The sequence below is a fragment of the Pelomonas dachongensis genome (genome assembly GCF_043555865.1).
Taxonomy (GTDB): domain Bacteria; phylum Pseudomonadota; class Gammaproteobacteria; order Burkholderiales; family Burkholderiaceae_C; genus Pelomonas; species Pelomonas dachongensis.
The window spans coordinates 92,069-108,632 of the sequence record NZ_JBIGHY010000009.1 but is presented as its reverse complement, the minus strand read 5'-3'; the positions used below and the strand labels follow the sequence as shown (position 1 = coordinate 108,632).

At 69.2% G+C, this 16,564-nt stretch carries 15 protein-coding genes and 1 tRNA gene; 8 read left to right on the top strand and 8 right to left on the bottom strand.

All coding sequences use genetic code 11. The annotated features are described in order from the left end of the window. Nucleotides 1-13 precede the first annotated feature (13 nt). From ACG02S_RS21390 to ACG02S_RS21375, 4 genes are all read left to right on the top strand, one after another. Nucleotides 14-274: a DUF378 domain-containing protein gene (locus ACG02S_RS21390; protein ID WP_394472515.1), complete on the top strand. Its 261-nt coding sequence runs from the start codon at nucleotides 14-16 to the stop codon at nucleotides 272-274. Nucleotides 275-331: 57 nt separating this feature from the next. After that, nucleotides 332-1,930, top strand: a complete 1,599-nt coding sequence (locus ACG02S_RS21385) for a hybrid sensor histidine kinase/response regulator (RefSeq protein WP_394472514.1) — start codon at nucleotides 332-334, stop codon at nucleotides 1,928-1,930. Between the two features lie 323 nt (nucleotides 1,931-2,253). Next, entirely contained in the window at nucleotides 2,254-2,448 is a 195-nt protein-coding gene (locus tag ACG02S_RS21380; RefSeq protein WP_394472513.1) for a CsbD family protein, read from the top strand. 164 nt (nucleotides 2,449-2,612) lie between these two features. Next, nucleotides 2,613-3,287 (top strand): YiaD family glycine zipper/OmpA-like lipoprotein, encoded by a 675-nt coding sequence (locus tag ACG02S_RS21375; protein ID WP_394472512.1) that lies wholly within the window; start codon nucleotides 2,613-2,615, stop codon nucleotides 3,285-3,287. An 82-nt stretch (nucleotides 3,288-3,369) separates the two neighbouring features. On the opposite strand, the gene ACG02S_RS21370 is transcribed toward ACG02S_RS21375, so the two are convergent. From ACG02S_RS21370 to prfB, 4 genes are all read right to left on the bottom strand, one after another. After that, nucleotides 3,370-3,445: transfer RNA gene (locus tag ACG02S_RS21370), tRNA-Thr, on the bottom strand. Nucleotides 3,446-3,497: 52 nt separating this feature from the next. After that, nucleotides 3,498-4,514, bottom strand: a complete 1,017-nt coding sequence (locus tag ACG02S_RS21365) for a class 1 fructose-bisphosphatase (protein WP_394472511.1) — start codon at nucleotides 4,512-4,514, stop codon at nucleotides 3,498-3,500. Between the two features lie 11 nt (nucleotides 4,515-4,525). Then, nucleotides 4,526-7,189, bottom strand: coding sequence for an aminopeptidase N (gene pepN, locus ACG02S_RS21360; RefSeq protein WP_394472510.1), 2,664 nt, complete (start codon nucleotides 7,187-7,189; stop codon nucleotides 4,526-4,528). 84 nt (nucleotides 7,190-7,273) lie between these two features. Then, nucleotides 7,274-8,378 (bottom strand): peptide chain release factor 2 gene (gene prfB, locus ACG02S_RS21355; protein ID WP_394472509.1). Its coding sequence is split into 2 segments (ribosomal slippage): nucleotides 7,274-8,296 and nucleotides 8,298-8,378, totalling 1,104 coding nucleotides; the frame shifts between segments, so codons are not numbered across the junction. A 107-nt stretch (nucleotides 8,379-8,485) separates the two neighbouring features. On the opposite strand from prfB, the gene ACG02S_RS21350 reads away from it, so the two are divergent. Continuing rightward, nucleotides 8,486-10,669 carry a S9 family peptidase gene (locus ACG02S_RS21350; protein WP_394472508.1) on the top strand — a complete coding sequence of 728 codons (2,184 nt, stop codon included), beginning with the start codon at nucleotides 8,486-8,488 and terminating at the stop codon, nucleotides 10,667-10,669. Further along, the gene (locus ACG02S_RS21345; protein WP_394472507.1) at nucleotides 10,666-10,932 is read left to right on the top strand and encodes a DUF4212 domain-containing protein; all 267 of its coding nucleotides are present in this window, start codon (nucleotides 10,666-10,668) and stop codon (nucleotides 10,930-10,932) included. The genes ACG02S_RS21350 and ACG02S_RS21345 overlap by 4 nt, the downstream gene beginning before the upstream one ends. Before the next feature lie 18 nt (nucleotides 10,933-10,950). Here ACG02S_RS21345 and ACG02S_RS21340 read toward each other — a convergent pair whose 3' ends face one another. Together ACG02S_RS21340 and ACG02S_RS21335 are read right to left on the bottom strand one after the other, a co-directional pair. After that, a complete protein-coding gene (locus ACG02S_RS21340) occupies nucleotides 10,951-11,799 on the bottom strand; it encodes a substrate-binding periplasmic protein (RefSeq protein WP_394472506.1) in 849 nt (282 codons plus the stop codon). A 68-nt stretch (nucleotides 11,800-11,867) separates the two neighbouring features. Beyond that, nucleotides 11,868-12,764 (bottom strand): alpha/beta fold hydrolase, encoded by an 897-nt coding sequence (locus ACG02S_RS21335; RefSeq protein ID WP_394472505.1) that lies wholly within the window; start codon nucleotides 12,762-12,764, stop codon nucleotides 11,868-11,870. A gap of 43 nt (nucleotides 12,765-12,807) precedes the next feature. Between ACG02S_RS21335 and ACG02S_RS21330 the strand changes: the two genes are divergently transcribed. Together ACG02S_RS21330 and ACG02S_RS21325 are read left to right on the top strand one after the other, a co-directional pair. Further along, complete coding sequence (locus ACG02S_RS21330) at nucleotides 12,808-13,335, top strand: GNAT family N-acetyltransferase (RefSeq protein ID WP_394472504.1); 528 nt, start codon at nucleotides 12,808-12,810, stop codon at nucleotides 13,333-13,335. Between the two features lie 138 nt (nucleotides 13,336-13,473). After that, entirely contained in the window at nucleotides 13,474-15,180 is a 1,707-nt protein-coding gene (locus ACG02S_RS21325) for an acetate--CoA ligase (RefSeq protein ID WP_394472503.1), read from the top strand. Here the strand turns inward: ACG02S_RS21325 and ACG02S_RS21320 are convergent. Both ACG02S_RS21320 and ACG02S_RS21315 read right to left on the bottom strand, forming a co-directional pair. Next, nucleotides 15,165-15,833, bottom strand: a complete 669-nt coding sequence (locus ACG02S_RS21320) for a hypothetical protein (RefSeq protein WP_394472502.1) — start codon at nucleotides 15,831-15,833, stop codon at nucleotides 15,165-15,167. The two genes, ACG02S_RS21325 and ACG02S_RS21320, sit on opposite strands and share 16 nt — an antisense overlap. A gap of 7 nt (nucleotides 15,834-15,840) precedes the next feature. After that, the gene (locus ACG02S_RS21315) at nucleotides 15,841-16,563 is read right to left on the bottom strand and encodes a hypothetical protein (RefSeq protein WP_394472501.1); all 723 of its coding nucleotides are present in this window, start codon (nucleotides 16,561-16,563) and stop codon (nucleotides 15,841-15,843) included. Nucleotide 16,564: the final 1 nt, after the last annotated feature.

Sequence of the window (16,564 nt, the reverse complement as noted above, 5' to 3'; positions counted from 1 at the left end):
CCGCCAAACGGCCATGAGCAAACGCGACATTACCGCCGAGCCGCTGCAGCAACTGGCCACCGGCACAGGCCCGGCGACCCGCTGGGCCACCACGCTGAGCCTGGTGCTGCTCGTGCTGGGCGGCTTCAACTGGGCACTGGTAGGCCTGGTCGGCATCGACTTCATCGCCGAGCTGTTCGGCGTCATGTCCTTGCCGACGCGGCTCATCTACGCCGCCATCGGCGTGGCCGCTGTCTATGCGCTGACTTTGCTGGTCCGACCCGGGCGCGTCTGACGGCAACTTAGGTGCGTGGACGGGCTGGCAGCACTGGGCGAACGAGGGCCTGCATTGATGACAACGGACGGAACCGCCCGCCCTCACCTGGACGTAGAGGGCGTGCTGCACGAGCGCACCGCCACCCTGCAGGCCTTGCTGCAAGGGGTGCGCGACTACGCCATCTACACGGTCAGCCCTGAGGGGCGCATCACATCCTGGCACCGCGGTGCCGAGCGGCTGAAGGGCTACACGGCCGAGGAAGCCGTGGGCATGCCATTCGCGGCGCTGTTCACCCACGAGGACCGCGCTCGCGGCCAACCGCAGCTGGAACTGCAGGTGGCGGCGGAAGCGGGCGAATATGCGGGCGAAGGCCTGCGTGTGCGCCGCGACGGCAGCCTCGTGGAGGTTGCCGTGGTGCTGACTGCACTGCGCGGCCCGCGCGGCGAGCTGCTGGGCTTCCTGAAGCTGACGCAGGACATCACGGCCCGGCGCGCCGCAGAGCGCGCCCGCGAAGACGCGCTGCGTGCCTCGCAGCTCGCCCGCATCGAGGCTGAGCGTGCGAGCCAGTCCAAGGGCGAGTTCCTGGCGACGTTGTCGCACGAACTGCGTACGCCGTTGTCCGCCATCCTGGGCTGGACCCAGGTGCTGGAACGCGGGCTGTCCGATGCCGACACGCTCAAGCACGGCCTGGATGCCATCTCGCGCAACGCACGCCAGCAGGCACGGCTCATTGAAGACCTGCTCGATATGACGCGCATCGAGTCGGGCCAGCTGCGGCTGGACCTGCAGCGCATCGAGCTGGATGGCGTGGTGGCGGCGGCCGTCGACTCTGCCCTGCCCACCGCCGCCTTGCGCGGCCTGACGCTGGCGACCAGCCTGCTGCCGGGCGGTGGCCGGGTCCTGGGTGACCCGTCGCGATTGCAGCAGGTCGTGAGCAACCTGCTCGACAACGCGATGAAGTTCACGCCGCGTGGTGGCCATATCGACGTTGCGCTCACGCGCATGGACGGGCACGCCGTCATCGCGGTCAGCGACAGCGGCCAGGGCATCGAGCCGGAATTCGCGGGCCGGCTTTTCGAACGCTTCCAGCAGCAGGACGCCACCATCACGCGCCGTCACGGTGGGCTGGGCATCGGCCTGGCCATCGTGAGGCAGCTGACGCTGCTGCACGGCGGCCACGTCGAAGCGGCGAGCGACGGTCAGGGGCGCGGCGCCTGCTTCACGGTGACGTTGCCACTGCTCAGCGACGTCGCCGAGCCTCAGGCGACCCGGGGTGTAGCTACTTCGCGGCTGGACGGCGTGGACGTGCTGCTGGTGGATGATGAGCCGGACGTGCGCACTATCACCGCGTTGCTGCTGCAAACCGCAGGTGCGCGCGTCAGGACCGCCGAGACGGCGGCCGAGGGACTTCAGCTGCTGCGGCAATCGCCGCCCGCCGTGCTGCTGAGCGATATCGGCATGCCGGGCCTGGACGGCTACGAATTGATCCGCCAGGTGCGCGCGCTGCCGCGCCATGAGGGCGGCGGGACGCCCGCAGCGGCCATCACGGCTTATGCGGGCAGCGACGACCGCGACCGTGCGCTGCAGGCGGGCTACCAGTTGCATCTGGCGAAGCCGCTATCGCCGGACGGGCTGGTGGCCGCCGTCGCCCAGCTGGCGGCGGCGGCCCGCTGATCTTCAATTGAAGAACAGGTAAACGAGCAGCAACACGATGCCGGGTACGCCGAGCAGCCAAGCGAGAAGGTACTTGCCCATGAGGGTCTCCTGAGTCCGTGGTGACGCAAGCATCGCTTCGCCTGCGTTATCGGCGAAGCGGACGGCGCCCGCAGTGCTCGTAGGAGGTGAGCCGCACGGCCGCGGCGTTGTGCCGGTGGCCGTAGGACGCTCCCCACGTGCATGCGCGGCCTCGGCCGGTGCTGGCGGCACGACGCTCGCTCTACGCTGGAGGCATCCGTTAGGCATGGGTGCCACGACGGGTTTTACCAAGGAGTACCGACATGAACAGCGATCAAATCAAGGGCACCATCAAGGACGTGGCCGGCAAGGCGCAGCGCAAGGTCGGTGAAGCCATCGGCAGCACCGAGCAGCAGGTCAAGGGCACTGCGAAGCAGGTCGAAGGCAAGACCCAGAAGGCCGTCGGCGACGTGAAGGAAAAGTTCAAGGACGAGCACGCGACGACGCGCACGATCTAAACCTCGTTGCACGCCCGCGCAAAGCCGCCGGCCCGCCAGGGTCTGCGGCTTTTTCATGCGCGCCGTAGGAAGCAGCCGACAAGGGCCTGCGGTGACTGATGACAGGTGAGGCGGCGCCCAGGGCGGACGATGCCGGTCTTGCACGTTTGATCAGGAGACCGCCCATGACCACCACCCATTCCCGAACCTCACCGCTGGGCCGTGCCGGCCTCGTGGCCCTTGCCGCCGCGATGACATTGGCCGCGGGCTGCTCGTCAATGAGTGAGCGCGAGCGCGGCACCGCGCAGGGCGCCGGCATCGGCGCGGTGGCGGGGGCCGTCATCGGCTCCGCCACGGGGGGCAACGCGGGCCGCAGCGCGGCTATCGGCGGCGCGGTCGGCGCCATCGCCGGCAACCTGTGGTCCAAGCGCATGCAGGACCGCCGCGAGGCCATCGAGCGTGCCAGCCAGGGCACGGGGGTCGAGGTGGCTCGCACCGACGACAACCGGCTTAAGTTGAACGTGCCGAGCGACGTGTCGTTCGACACGGGCCGCGCCGACATCAAGCCGCAGATGCGCCCGGTGCTGGATGAGGTCGCCCGTTCGCTGGATGGCAACGTGAACGTGACCATCGTGGGCCACACGGACAGCACCGGCAGCGATGCCATCAACGACCCGCTGTCGCGTGAGCGGGCAATGTCGGTGCGCGACTATCTGAGCGCACGCGGGCTGCAGCCGTCACGCGTGTCGACCACCGGCCGCGGTTCGCGCGAACCCGTCGCCAGCAACGACACCGACACCGGCCGGGCCGCCAACCGCCGCGTCGAGATCTTCCTGTCGGAGCCAGGCAACGCCGGCTGAACGTGGGCGCTGCCTGAGTGCAGTTCAGGCGGCGCGCACAAAGAAAAAGGGCCTGATCCGTCGATCAGGCCCTTTTCATGTCTGGTGCCGGCAAGAGGAGTCGAACCCCCGACCTTCGCATTACGAATGCGCTGCTCTACCAACTGAGCTATGCCGGCTCACGTGCCAGCGGGTGAGCTGGACAACGTCAAGAGCCCACGATTATAGACATTATTTTGGGTTGGCTTCGCGGTGGTAGGCCGCGATACGGTCCACCTCATTCTTCGAGCCCAGCGCCACAGCCACGCGTTCGTGCAGCTTGGTGGGTTGCAGGTCCATGATGCGCTCGCCGCCATTGACGGCCGCGCCGCCCGCCTGCTCGATGAGGAAGGCCATCGGGTTGGCCTCGTACATCAGGCGCAGCTTGCCAGGCTTGTCGGGTTCGCGCTGGTCCCACGGGTACAGGAAGACGCCGCCGCGGGTCATGATGCGATGCACATCGGCCACCATGCTGGCCACCCAGCGCATGTTGAAGTCTTTGCCGCGGGGGCCGGTGGCGCCCGCCAGGCATTCGTCGATGTAGCGCGTCACCGGCGGCGCCCAGTGACGCATGTTGGACATGTTGATCGCGAATTCCTTGGTGTCGTCCGGAATGCGAACCTGGTCCTGCGTCAGCACCCAGGAGCCGGTCTCCCGGTCCAGCGTGAACACGGCCACGCCGTCGCCGAGCGTCAGCACCAGCATGGTCTGCGGGCCGTAGACGCAGTAGCCGGCCGCGGCTTGCTGCTTGCCGGGTTGCAGGAAATCTTCCTCCGACACGCCGCGCGAATGGCCCACCTTGCGCAGCACGCTGAAGATGGTGCCGATGGACACGTTGACGTCGATGTTGCTGGAGCCGTCCAGGGGGTCGAACAGCAGCAGGTATTCGCCCTGAGGGTAGCGGTTGGGCACCACGTAGATGCCGTCCATCTCCTCGCTGGCCATGGCGGCGAGGTGGCCGCCCCATTCGTTGGCCTCGATCAGAACTTCGTTGGCGATGATGTCGAGCTTCTTCTGCACCTCGCCCTGCACGTTCTCGCTGCCGGCGCTGCCGAGCACGTCGCCCAGGGCACCCTTGTTGACGGCGATGGCAATGCGCTTGCAGGCGCGCGCGACGATCTCGATCAGCAGCCGCAGCTCCTGCGGGATGTGGCCGTGCTCACGTTGCTGCTCGATGAGGTATTGGGTCAGGCTGGTCTGGCGGGACATGGAGTGACTGCTTAGTTTCCAGAGGCGAGGGCGCGTTCGACGATTTCTCGAACGTCGGCGGACAGGTCGGGCTTGGCGGCCACGCGGGCCACAGCCTCGCGGGCGGCACTGCGGTAGGGCTCGGCCAGCACGGCCCAGCGGTCCATCGCGCGGGCGATGCGGCTGGCCAGCTGCGGGTTGATGGCGTCGATGGCCAGGACCTGCTCGGCCCAGAATACATAGCCCGCCGCGTCGGCGCGGTGGAAGGCGGCCGGGTTGAACATGCACAGCGATGCCAGCAGGCTGCGCGCGCGGTTGGGGTTCTTCAGCGTGAAGTCGGCATGCTTGGTCAGCGCCTTGGCGCGGGCGAACACGCGGCCCTCGACCTCGGGCGCGCGGGCCTGCAGCGAGAACCACTTGTCGATGACCAGTGCGTCGTCCTTGAACAGTGCGTGGAAGCGCTCCAGCGCCGGAGCGGCCAGGCTGCTGCCGGCATTGACCAGCGCGGCCAGCGCGCCCAGGCGGTCCGTCATGTTGGAAGCGTCCTTGAAGCGCTGATAGGCCTTGCCCGGCCAGACGGTGTCGCCGGTGGCCTGGGCGTCCAGCACCAGCATGGACAGCGCCAGGTTGGCCAGCGCACGCTTGCCGGACGAGACCGGATCGGGCGTGTAGCCGCCGGCGATCTGGTGCGCCTCGAAGGCGGCAATCCAGTCGTCGCGCAGCGCGGCGGCAAGCTGCTGCTGCGCGGCGATGACTGCGGCGTGGATGGCCTGCGGGTCCACGACGTCCAGCTGCTCGGCGATGTAGCTCTCGCCCGGCAGCGTCAGCGCCAGTTCCTTGAACGCGGGGTCCAGCTCGGCGTGGTTCAGCACGCCGCGCATCGCCTCGATGAACGCGTTGCTGAGTTGCAGCGGCTGGCCGGCGCGCAGGGCGGCCAGGATGCGGTTCAGCGCGAGGCGCTGGCCGGCTTCCCAGCGGTTGAACGGATCGCTGTCGTGGCGCATCAGTACCAGCAGCGCGGCGTCGGACAGGCCGTCGTCCAGCACCACCGGCGCCGAGAAGCCGCGCAGCAGCGAGGGCACGGGTTCGCTGTCGATGTTCTGGAACACGACCGTCTGCTCGGACTGATCGAGCACCAGCACTTGCTCCTTCTTGCCGTCGGCGTCCAGGGGCAGCGGCATGCCGTGGCGGTCCAGCAGGCCCATGACGATGGGGATGACCTGCGGCTGCTTGTCCGTCTGTCCCGGCGTCGCGGGCGTCTGCTGGCTCAGCCGCAGCGTGTAGGTGCGCGCGGCGGCGTCATGCTCGCCATGCGCCTTCACGCGCGGCGTGCCGGCCTGCCCATACCAGCGCTTGAACGCGTCCAGACGCGTGTCCAGCGCAGAACCGGGGTTCGCGTCGGCGATCGCTTGCGCGAAGTCATCGCAGGTCACGGCCTGGCCGTCGTGGCGCTCGAAGTACAGCTTCATGCCGGCCTCGAAGCCGGCGCGGCCGACCAGCGTCTGGTACATGCGGACGACTTCGGAGCCCTTCTCGTATACGGTGGCGGTGTAGAAGTTGTTGATCTCGCTGTAGCTGTCCGGGCGCACCGGGTGGGCCATGGCGCCGCTGTCCTCGGGGAACTGCAGCGCGCGCAGTTGGCGCACGTCCTGGATGCGGCAGACGGCGCGGGCGCTGGGCGTGCCGGCCATGTCCATGCTGAATTCCTGGTCGCGGAAGACTGTCAGGCCTTCCTTCAGGGACAGCTGGAACCAGTCGCGGCAGGTGACGCGGTTGCCGGTCCAGTTGTGGAAATACTCGTGCGCGACGATGGACTCGATGCGAGCGAAGTCGGCGTCCGTCGCCGTGGCTGGCGAGGCCAAAAGTGCAGACGTGTTGAAGATGTTCAGCCCCTTGTTCTCCATCGCACCCATGTTGAAGTCGGACACGCCGACCACCATGAAGCGCTCCAGGTCCAGCGGCAGGCCGAAGCGGGCTTCGTCCCACACCATCGACGCGATCAGCGAGTTCATCGCGTGCTCGGTTTTCTCCAGGTCGCCACGGCGCACGTAGACCTGCAGCAGGTGATCCTTGCCGGCGCGGGTGCGCACGCGCTGCTCGCGCGCGACCAGGTCGCCAGCGACAACGGCGAACAGATAGCTGGGCTTGGGGAACGGGTCGTCCCAGACGGCGAAGTGCTTGCCGTTGTCCAGGTCGCCGCTGCGGGTCAGGTTGCCATTGGACAGCAGCACCGGGAAGCGGGCCTTGTCGGCGCGCAGTGTGACCGTGTAGACGGCCATCACGTCCGGGCGGTCCAGGAAGTAGGTGATGCGGCGGAAGCCCTCGGCCTCGCACTGCGTGAAGAAGCTGCCGCCCGACGTGTACAGGCCCGACAGCGCGGTGTTCTTCTCGGGGCAGAGGGTGTTGCGGATCTCGAACGCGAAGTCCTCGTCCGGCGGGTTGTCGATGACCAGCTCGGCGCCTTCCTGGCGGAAGGACACGCCCGCGCCGTTGATCAGCACGCGCAGCAGGTTCAGCTCTTCGCCGTGCAGACGCAGCGGGCCGTGCGGCACGGCCGTGTTGCGCTCGACCTGCATCTTGCTCGTGACGAGGGTCTTGGCCGGGTCGAGGTCAAAGGTCAGGTCGACCTTGCGGATCCAGTACGGGGGCTGCTGGTAGTCCAGCCGCTGGATCAGGGGGGCGGTGCCTTCACGCATGAGGGGCTTCCTTGTGTGGGCAAAAATGAAGGGGCCGCCGCGGCGGCAAGAAGAACAAGGGGCCGCGCTGGCGGCCCCGGGGCATCAAATGCCTTGCTTCAACGACTCGGTGATGAACTGATCGAGGTCGCCGTCGAGCACCTTCTGCGTGGCCGAGGTTTCGTAGTTCGTGCGCAGGTCCTTGATGCGGCTCTGGTCCAGCACATAACTGCGAATCTGGTGGCCCCAGCCGACGTCGGTCTTGGTGTCTTCCAGCTTCTGCTGCTCTTCCATGCGCTTGCGCATCTCGTGGTCGTACAGCCGTGAGCGCAGGCGCTTCCAGGCAACGTCGCGGTTGCTGTGCTGGCTGCGGCCATCCTGGCATTGCACGACGATGCCAGTCGGGATGTGCGTCAGGCGCACCGCCGAGTCGGTCTTGTTGATGTGCTGGCCGCCGGCACCGCTGGCGCGGAAGGTGTCGGTGCGCACGTCGGCCGGGTTGATGTCGATCTCGATGCTGTCGTCCACCTCGGGGTAGACGAACAGGGACGCGAACGACGTGTGCCGGCCGCCGGACGAGTCGAACGGCGACTTGCGCACCAGGCGGTGCACGCCGGTCTCGGTGCGCAGCAGGCCGAAGGCGTACTCGCCTTCCACCTTGATGGTGGCGCTCTTGATGCCGGCCACGTCACCCGGCGTCTCGTCTTCCATCGTCGTCTTGAAGCCCTTGCGCTCGGCGTACTTCAGGTACTGGCGCAGCAGCATGCCAGCCCAGTCGCAGGCCTCGGTGCCGCCCGCGCCGGCCTGGATGTCGATGAAGCAGTTCAGCGGGTCGGCCGGGTTGTTGAACATCCGGCGGAATTCCAGCTCCTCCACCTTGGCCTGCAACTGAGCGGCATCGGCCTCGATGGCCAGCATGCCGGCCTCGTCGCCTTCCTCGCGGCTCATCTCGAACAGCTCGGCGTTGTCCGCCAGCGAGCTGGTCAGGTGCGTGATCGTCTCGACGACGACCTCCAGCGTGCGCTTTTCCTTGCCCAGCTCCTGGGCGCGCTTCTGGTCGTTCCAGACGTTGGGGTTCTCGAGGGAGGCGTTGACCTCGTTCAGGCGCAGTGCTTTGCGATCGAAGTCAAAGATACCCCCTTAGCGCGTCGGTGCGCGCTGAGAGGTCGGCCAGGGTGTTGCCGATTTGGTTGATGTGTTCGATGTCCATGACGGAATACAGCGGGGGAAAGACGAGGATTTTTGCATGGCGAGCAGGCAAACTCCGGGCCGCCGGGACCGGCTGCCGCGGGCAGCGCCTGGCAGGAGACCCTCACCATGCCTTCTCTGCCTCGCTGGCGCGCACTGGCTCACACGGCCGCGCTTGCCACCAGCCTGCTCCTGGCCACCAGCCTGGCCAGCGCTAATACACCCACTGCCCCCGTTGCCGCCAAGAAGCCGAAGGACGTCAGCGTGCACGGCGACCGCCGCATCGACGACTACTTCTGGTTGCGCGAGAAGGACGCGCCCGAGGTTCAGTCGCACCTGCAGGCCGAGGCGGCCTACGCGGATGCGTGGTTCAAGCCGCACGCGGCGGCCACGGAACGGTTGTTCGAGGAGATGAAGGGCCGCGTGCAGCAGCGCGACGCGGCCGTGCCGCAGCGCCAGGGGCGCTACTGGTACGGCGCGCGCACGGAAGAGGGCAAGCAGTACCCGATCTACTTCCGTAGCGCTGCCCGCGGTGCGGACCGCGCCCACGATCCGCAGGCGGCCGAGCAACTGTTGGTCGACCTGAACGAGCTGGCCGCCACGCGCAAGTTCGTCAACCTGAACGGCATGGCGGTGAGCCCGGATGACCGGCTGCTGGCCTATGGCGTGGATGCCACCGGCGCACGCGACTTCGAGCTGCACGTGCGCGACCTCACCACCGGCGATGACCGCGTGCTGAGCAGCACGCCGCATGCCGACGCCTTCGTCTGGGCCGCCGACAGCCGCACGCTGTTCTACATCCGCCACAACGAGGCGCGCCGCTCGCACCAGCTGTGGCGCCACCGCCTCGGGGCCGCCGCGCCCGACGTGCTGGTGCACGAGGAACCGAGCGAGTTGTTCAACCTGGAGCTGGGCAAGTCGCTCGACGGCCGCACGCTGATGCTGGGTTCGAGGTCCAAGGACACGCTGGACTGGCGCGTGCTGCCGGCCGACCAGCCCGAGGGCCGCTGGCGCGAGGTGCTGCCGCGCAAGGCCGGCCAGGAGTACGCCGTCACGCCGTTCGGCGGCGAGCTGCTGCTGCGCATCAACGACCGCGGCGTCAACTACCGCCTGCTGCGCCTGCCCATGAAGCCGGGTGCCGGGCCGCTCTTCGGCATGCAGGACCTGAAGCGCGGCCGCGAGCTGATCGCGCCTCGCACCGACGCGATGATCGAGCAGGTGGCGGCGTTCAAGACGCACGCCGTTGCGCAGATCCGCGAGGGCGGTTCGGTCAAGCTGCGCATCTACCCGCTGCTGCCATCGGCCGGCGGCGCGCCGCGCGAGCTGGCGTTCAGCGAGGTCGCCTACAGCGCCGTGCTGGCGCCGCAGCGCGAGTACGACGCGCCGCGCGTGCGATTCGCCTATAACTCGCTCACCACGCCCACCAGCACCTACGAGGCCGACCTGGTCACCGGCAAGCTCGCGCTGCTGAAGGTGCAGCCGGTGCAGGGCGGCTACGACGCGAGCCTGTACGCGAGCGAGCGCGTCTGGGTGACGGCGACCGACGGCGTGAAGGTGCCCGTCAGCCTGGTCTGGCGCAAGGACAAGCGCCGCGCCGGCCCGCAGCCGCTGTGGCTGTACGGCTATGGCAGCTACGGCATTCCCAGCGACCCGCGCTTCGCCAGCCCGCGGCTGTCCATGCTGGACCGCGGCGTCATCTACGCCATCGCCCACATCCGCGGCGGCGGCGACCTCGGGCGGCAGTGGTACCTGGACGGCAAGCTCGGCAAGAAGATGAACACCTTCACCGATTTCGTCGCCTGCGCGGAGGCGCTGATTCAGCTGGGCTACACGCAGCCCAGCCAGCTCATCATCCATGGCGGCAGCGCCGGCGGCCTGCTGGTGGGCGCGGCCACCAACCTGCGTCCCGACCTGTTCAAGGCCGTGGTGGCGCAGGTGCCGTTCGTGGATGTCATCAACACGATGCTGGATGCCTCGCTGCCGCTGACCACCGAGGAATACATCGAGTGGGGCAACCCCAACAATGCAGTTGAGTACGCCTGGATGCGCGCCTACAGCCCGTACGACAACCTCAGGCCCGCCGCCTACCCTGCCGTGCTGGCCAAGACGGCCATCAACGACAGCCAGGTGCCGTACTGGGAAGCGGCCAAGTACGTGGCCAAGCTGCGCACGCTGAACACCGGCAGCGCACCGGTGCTGTTCGACATCAACACGACGGCTGGGCATGGCGGCGCCTCTGGCCGCTTCGACGCGCTCCGCGAGACCGCGCGCACCTACGCCTTCATGCTGCAGCAGTGGGGGCTGTTGGAATGAGCACGCCGGCCGCCCGCGCCGATTACTGGCGCCGCACCCGCCGGCTGACGGCCTGGCTGCTGCTTGCGTGGTGCTTGGTCGCGTTCGCGCCGGTGTGGTTCGCGCGCGAGCTCAGCGTGGAGGTGTTTGGCTGGCCGCTGGCGTTCTGGCTCGCCTCGCAGGGCGCGCTGCTGGGCTTCTGCGTCATCGTCGTGTACTACGCGTGGCGCATGCGGCGGTTGGACGCTCAGGAGGGCCGGGACCGCCAGGACGGGCCGCACTGAGCGTGCCGCCGCGTCGGGTCAGCGTGCGCCGAGCGCGCTTTCCATGCGCCGCGTCTCGGCCTCGCCGAAGTGCTGCACATAGGCCTGCCGCACCCAGCCGCGCCGCACCATCTCCGCCAGCTGCTGCTGCAACCGCGCGATCATGCGCGGCGGCACCACCTGCCGGTTCACGTACAGGCCCAGCCTCTGCGGTCGGGCCTCGGGCTCGTCAATGACGACCAGGTCGGCGGGCAGCGCGCCGTCGCGGCGTAGCTTCACATGCAGGGCGTTGGGCATCAGTGCGACCTGGATGCGGCGGGCCGCCAGCTTGGCGGCGAGGTTGGCGAAGTCGGGCGAGTACTCGGCACGGCGGATCGCGAGCAGTTGCTCCAGGTGCGTGTCAACGCGGCTGCTGGTGCGAATGCCCCGCACCACGCCCAGGCGCAGGTCCGGCCGCCGGATGACATCGGCCAGCCCGCCGACGCCTGCAGCGGCTTCGGGCACGACCAGCAGGTCGTGCTTGGTGTAGCCGTATGGCAGGTAGGCGGCGATGCGGTCGCGCTCCGGGCTCTGCATCATGGAGGTGATGATGTCGATGCCGCCCTTGTCGAAATCGAGCAGCGCCCGCGCGCGCGGCATGAAGACGAGCTGGAGCGGGCAGCCGGTGCGGGCTTGCAGCTCACGGACCAGGTCGGGAATCAGGCCGCGGATCTGTCCGTCCTCGACGTAGGCACCCACGCCCAGGTCCGACACCGCGACCCGCAGCGGTCGCGCGCACTCCGCAGCCTGCGCCACGGCGCTGCCGCCCAGCGCGGCGAGCGCGAACGCCTGCGCGAGCCAGGCGCGGCGGCCGCTACCCTGTCGTGTCCCCGTGTCGTGACCCACCATGGCCGGAATTCTGCCGGCCTCTCGAGTCTGGCGGTGTGGCGGCCGCTGCTGCGCGCGACAGGCTCAGGTCAACCGAGAAATAGTTCCAGCCGCGCGGCCAGAGTTTCGGGCTGGTCGTGATGCAGCATGTGGCCGGCGTCCTGCAGCACGGCGCGTTCGAGCTGCGGCACCACCGCCAGCCGCGCCTCGAAATCCTCGCGTGTGTAGCGGCCGGCCCAGAAGCGCGCCAGCTGGTCGTCGCTGCCTTCCACCCACAACGTGGGCGCCGTGATCCGCTGCCAGCAGGCCAGCACCTCGGCCTTGCGGTACAGCTGCGGGTTGGTCAGTTTGTGCGCGGGGTCGGCGTTCAGCGCGAAGCCCTCGGGCGTCTCGGTGGCCCAGTGCCGGGCCAGCCAGGCCGCCTTGTCCGCGGACAGGCGCGGATTGTTCTTGCGCAGCCGCTCGGCCACGTCGGCCAGCGTGGCGTAGGGGCGCAGCGCCGGCGGGGCCTTCAGCTCGTCCAGCCAGCGCGCCAGGCGTTCCGGCGCGGCAGCGGGCGACACGTCGGGCATGCCGAAACCTTCCAGGTTCACCAGCCGGCGGATGCGGCCCGGGCGCACCCCGGCGTAGCTCATCACGACGTTGCCGCCCATGCTGTGGCCCGCCAGGTCGACGGGGGCGTCGGGGCTGGCGCGGTCCAGCAGCGCGTCCAGGTCGCCCAGGTAGTCGGGGAACCAGTAACTGTCGGCGCCCGACGTCGCGCTGAGCCCGAAGCCGCGCCAGTCCAGCGCAATGACCTCGCGCTCTTCCCGCAGCGCGTCGACGACGAACTGGAACGAGGCGCCCACGTCCATCCAGCCATGCAGCAGGACCAGTGGCGGCCGGCTCGCGCTGGCTTCGCCCCAACGGAGGATGTGATGCCGCAGGCCGCGAAGGCTCAGGAACTCACTGCGATGCGTGCGACGGGGAAGGTAGACATCGGGCATATCCGCACTGTAGGCCAGCGCCGTCCGTCGACAATGGCCCACCATGCCCGCACCCCACGACATCCGCGCCGCCGAGCCGCGCGACCTCCACGCCATCGTCCAGCTCATCGAGGAGCTGGCCGAGTTCGAGAACCTGACGCACCTGCTCGAAGTGACGGCCGACAAGCTCGCGCCGCACCTGTTCGGCGACTCGCCGTTGGTCGAGTGTCTGGTGGGCGAGATCGAGGGCGAGATCGTCGCCTTCGCGCTGTTCTACACGAACTTCTCCACCTTCCTGTCTCGGCCGGGCCTGTACCTGGAAGACCTGTACGTCCGCCCTGCGCATCGTCGCTCCGGCCTGGGCAAGGCGTTGCTGATCCAGCTGGCGCAGTTGGCCTGCGAGCGTGGCTACGGCCGCTTCGACTGGACCGTGCTGGACTGGAACGAGGACGCCATCCGCTTCTACCAGAAGCTGGGCGCCGAAGTGCTGCCCGACTGGCGCATCTGCCGCCTGACTGGCGATGCGCTGCAGCGCTACGCCGACGGCGACCGTCCCAGCATGTGGTCGCCCTCCAGCTGGCTGGGGATCTGAGCGGCCGGCCGCGCGCAACGCCACGCCGCGCGTCGCGCAAGACCTGGCCCGCCAACCCGTCCGGCCCCCGGGCTAGTCCCGAGTCCCGCCGCGAGGCCGGTGGCTAGCATCGGCGCCTTTGTCGCACCCGGGGGCCACATGGCCGACGACCGTTACGCCGCGCTGCATGCCGCCTTCCGCTGGCAAGTGCCGGACGACTTCAACATCGCCGAGGCCTGCTGTGGCCGCTGGGCGCGCGACACGCCGAAGGCCACCGCCATCTGGTTTGACAGCGAGAGCGGCTGCCGCGCGCAGTACAGCTTTGCGCAGCTGCAGCGCGCCGCCAATCGGCTGTCCAACGCGCTGCTGGCCCAGGGCGTGCGGCGCGGTCACCGCGTCGCGGTGCTGTTGCCGCAGCGCTTCGAGACGGCGGTGGCGCACATCGCGCTGCAGCAGATCGGCGCGGTGGTGCTGCCGCTGTCGATGCTGTTCGGCGCCGACGCACTCGCCTACCGTCTGCAGGACAGCGGCGCCGTGCTGGCCATCGCCGCCTGCGAGGCGATGCCAGCGTTGCGCGAGGCTCGCGCGGCCTGCCCGGCGCTGCGCCGCGTGATCGTCGTCGGCGAATGCCCGCCGGCCTGCGACGAGCTGCCGTGGATGGACGCGCTGCAGGCCGAGGCCGCGAGCTTCCGGCGCGTCGCCACGCGCGCCGACGACCCGGCCATCCTGCTCTACACCAGCGGCACCACCGGCAACCCCAAGGGTGCGCTGCTGCCGCAGCGGGCGCTGATCGGCAACCTTCCGGGCTTCGTCGCCAGCCAGGACTGGTTCGGCTTCGATCCCTTTGATGTGCAACAGCCTTCGGACGCCATCTTCTGGAGCCCGGCCGACTGGGCCTGGACAGGCGGGCTGATGAATGCGCTGCTGCCCACGCTGTACTTCGGCCGGCCGATCGTGGCGGGGCAGGGGCGTTTCTCGCCGGAGCGCGCGTTCGCGCTGATGGCGGCGTACGGCGTGACGCACAGCTTCCTGTTCCCGACCGCGTTGAAGGCCATGATGAAGGCCGGGCCGCGCCCGGCGGGCCAGCGTCTGCGGCTGCGCTCGCTGATGAGTGCCGGCGAGGCCGTGGGCGAGGCGGTGTTCACGTGGTGCCGCGACGCGCTTGGCGTCACTTTGAACGAGATGTTCGGCCAGACCGAGATGAACTACGTCGTCGGCAACTGCCGGGCCTTGTGGCCCGCGCGGCCCGGCAGCATGGGGCGCGCGTATCCGGGCCACCGCGTGGCCGTCATCGACGAGGCCGGCCGCGAGTGCGCGCCCGGCGAGATCGGCGAGGTGGTCGTGCACGCGCGTGACCGGCATGGCGAGCCCGACCCGGTGTTCTTCCTTGGCTACTGGAACAACGCGGCGGCGACGCGCGCCAAGTTCTCCGGCGACCCTTCGAGTAGTTGGTGCCTCACCGGCGACCTGGCCCGCCTGGAGGCCGATGGCACGTTCTGGTATGAGGGCCGCGCCGACGACCAGTTCAAAAGCGCCGGCTACCGCATCGGCCCTGGCGAGATCGAGAACTGCCTGCTGAAGCACCCGGCGGTGGCCAACGCGGCCGTCGTGCCCAAGCCCGACGCCGAGCGCGGCGCGCTGGTGAAGGCCTACGTGGTGCTGGCCGACGGTCATGCGGGCGACGCGGTGCTGGTCGCGGCGCTGCAGGCGCACGTGAAGGCGCGGCTGGCGCCCTACGAGTACCCCAAAGAGATCGAGTTCATCGCAGCGTTGCCGATGACCTCCACCGGCAAGGTGCAGCGCCGCGTGCTGCGGCTGCAGGAGCAGCAGCGCGCGCAGGGTGGGTCAGCTCACCGGCACTTGTAGCTCTTGCCCACCATGCGCGCCGCGCGCGGCGCGACGTTGCCGTTGAAGGGGTCCATGTCGCTGATGCGTGAGCGGAACAACTCCACGCAGGTGTTGCCGCGACGCAGGACGGTGCGGTGTTCGCCGAGGGCACCGACGGACTGGACGTTGTTCTCGCTGGTCTTCTCCTCGACCCAGTCGCCGCCGCCCAGGGCGTCGGCGATGCGTTGCTCGAACGTCAGCCGTGGGGTGTTGCTGCGCGGGTCGTCCAGCGCCGGGTTGCGCCCGGCGAGGGCCGAGGCGGCGTAGCCGGGCGGCAGCGTCAGGCGCAGCGTGGTGCGGGGCGGTTCGGTGGGCGGGGCTGGAGCTTGCGCCGGCAGTGGTGTGGTGGCGGCCTGCGGGAGGGCAGGTGTTTCGGTGATCGCGTCGACCGGCGGCACCTGCGAGACCTGGGGCAGCACGGGGGGGCGTGCGGGCGCGGGCGGCAAGGGCGACGACTTGGCCGTGCGGCGTTCCGACTCGCGGGGCGGCGGCAGCCTGGGCAGGATCAGGCGCACGGACGTCAGCCGGCGTTCGCCCCCGTCGTGGCGGGGCGGGCGATGCATCCACAGCGCGGCCAGCAGCGCCAGGTGCAGGGCCACGACGGCCAGGCGCGCAAGCCAGCGGTGGTTCATGCAGGGGTCAGATCTTGATGCTGAGCTTGGTGCCCGGTGGCGGCACCAGGCGGGCGGCTTCGGGCCAGTTCTCCTGGCCGGTCAGCAGCGTGCAGGGTCGGCTGGCCTCGCCCTTGGGCGTGAAGGGTTCGCGCTCGCCGCTGGCCTGCGGCAGCGGCAGCCCCATCAGCTGGCCGTTCTGCTCCCGCCACTCCAGCTCCCAACTCGGCGTGGCGCTGCAGATGCGCACAGCCTGCATGCGCGGGAAGAGGAAGCGCAGGTACCAGGGCAGCAGTTCCTCGCGCAGCGTGCGCGCCACGCGCATGAGCTGGCGCACCTTGGCGATGGTCAGTTGCTCGGGCGGCACGGTAATCTCGACCGTGCCGCGCACCGCCATCTCGCCTTTGGCGGCGTTTGTCGCGAGGTCTGCGGTCTTGGCCTCGGCCTCCGACAGCACCGGAAGGTCGAAGCGGCCGTCGGCCTCGATCTTGATCGGGTAGTCGGCGTCGTCGCTGCGCACGGCCATGCGCATCTCCGGCAGCGGCTTCTTCGACTTCTCGGCGTCGACCTTGAAGTCCAGGCGGAACAGGCCCTCGCTGTGCTGGCGCAGCTTGGTCAGCAGGCTGTTCATGGTAGCGTAGGGCAGCACGCTGCCGTCACGCTTGAGCTCCGTGGTAACCGGAGGCAGCACGGCGTTCTGGGCGTGGGCAGTGGTGGCTGCGAGGATCAGGCAGCAGGCAAGCAGGCGCATG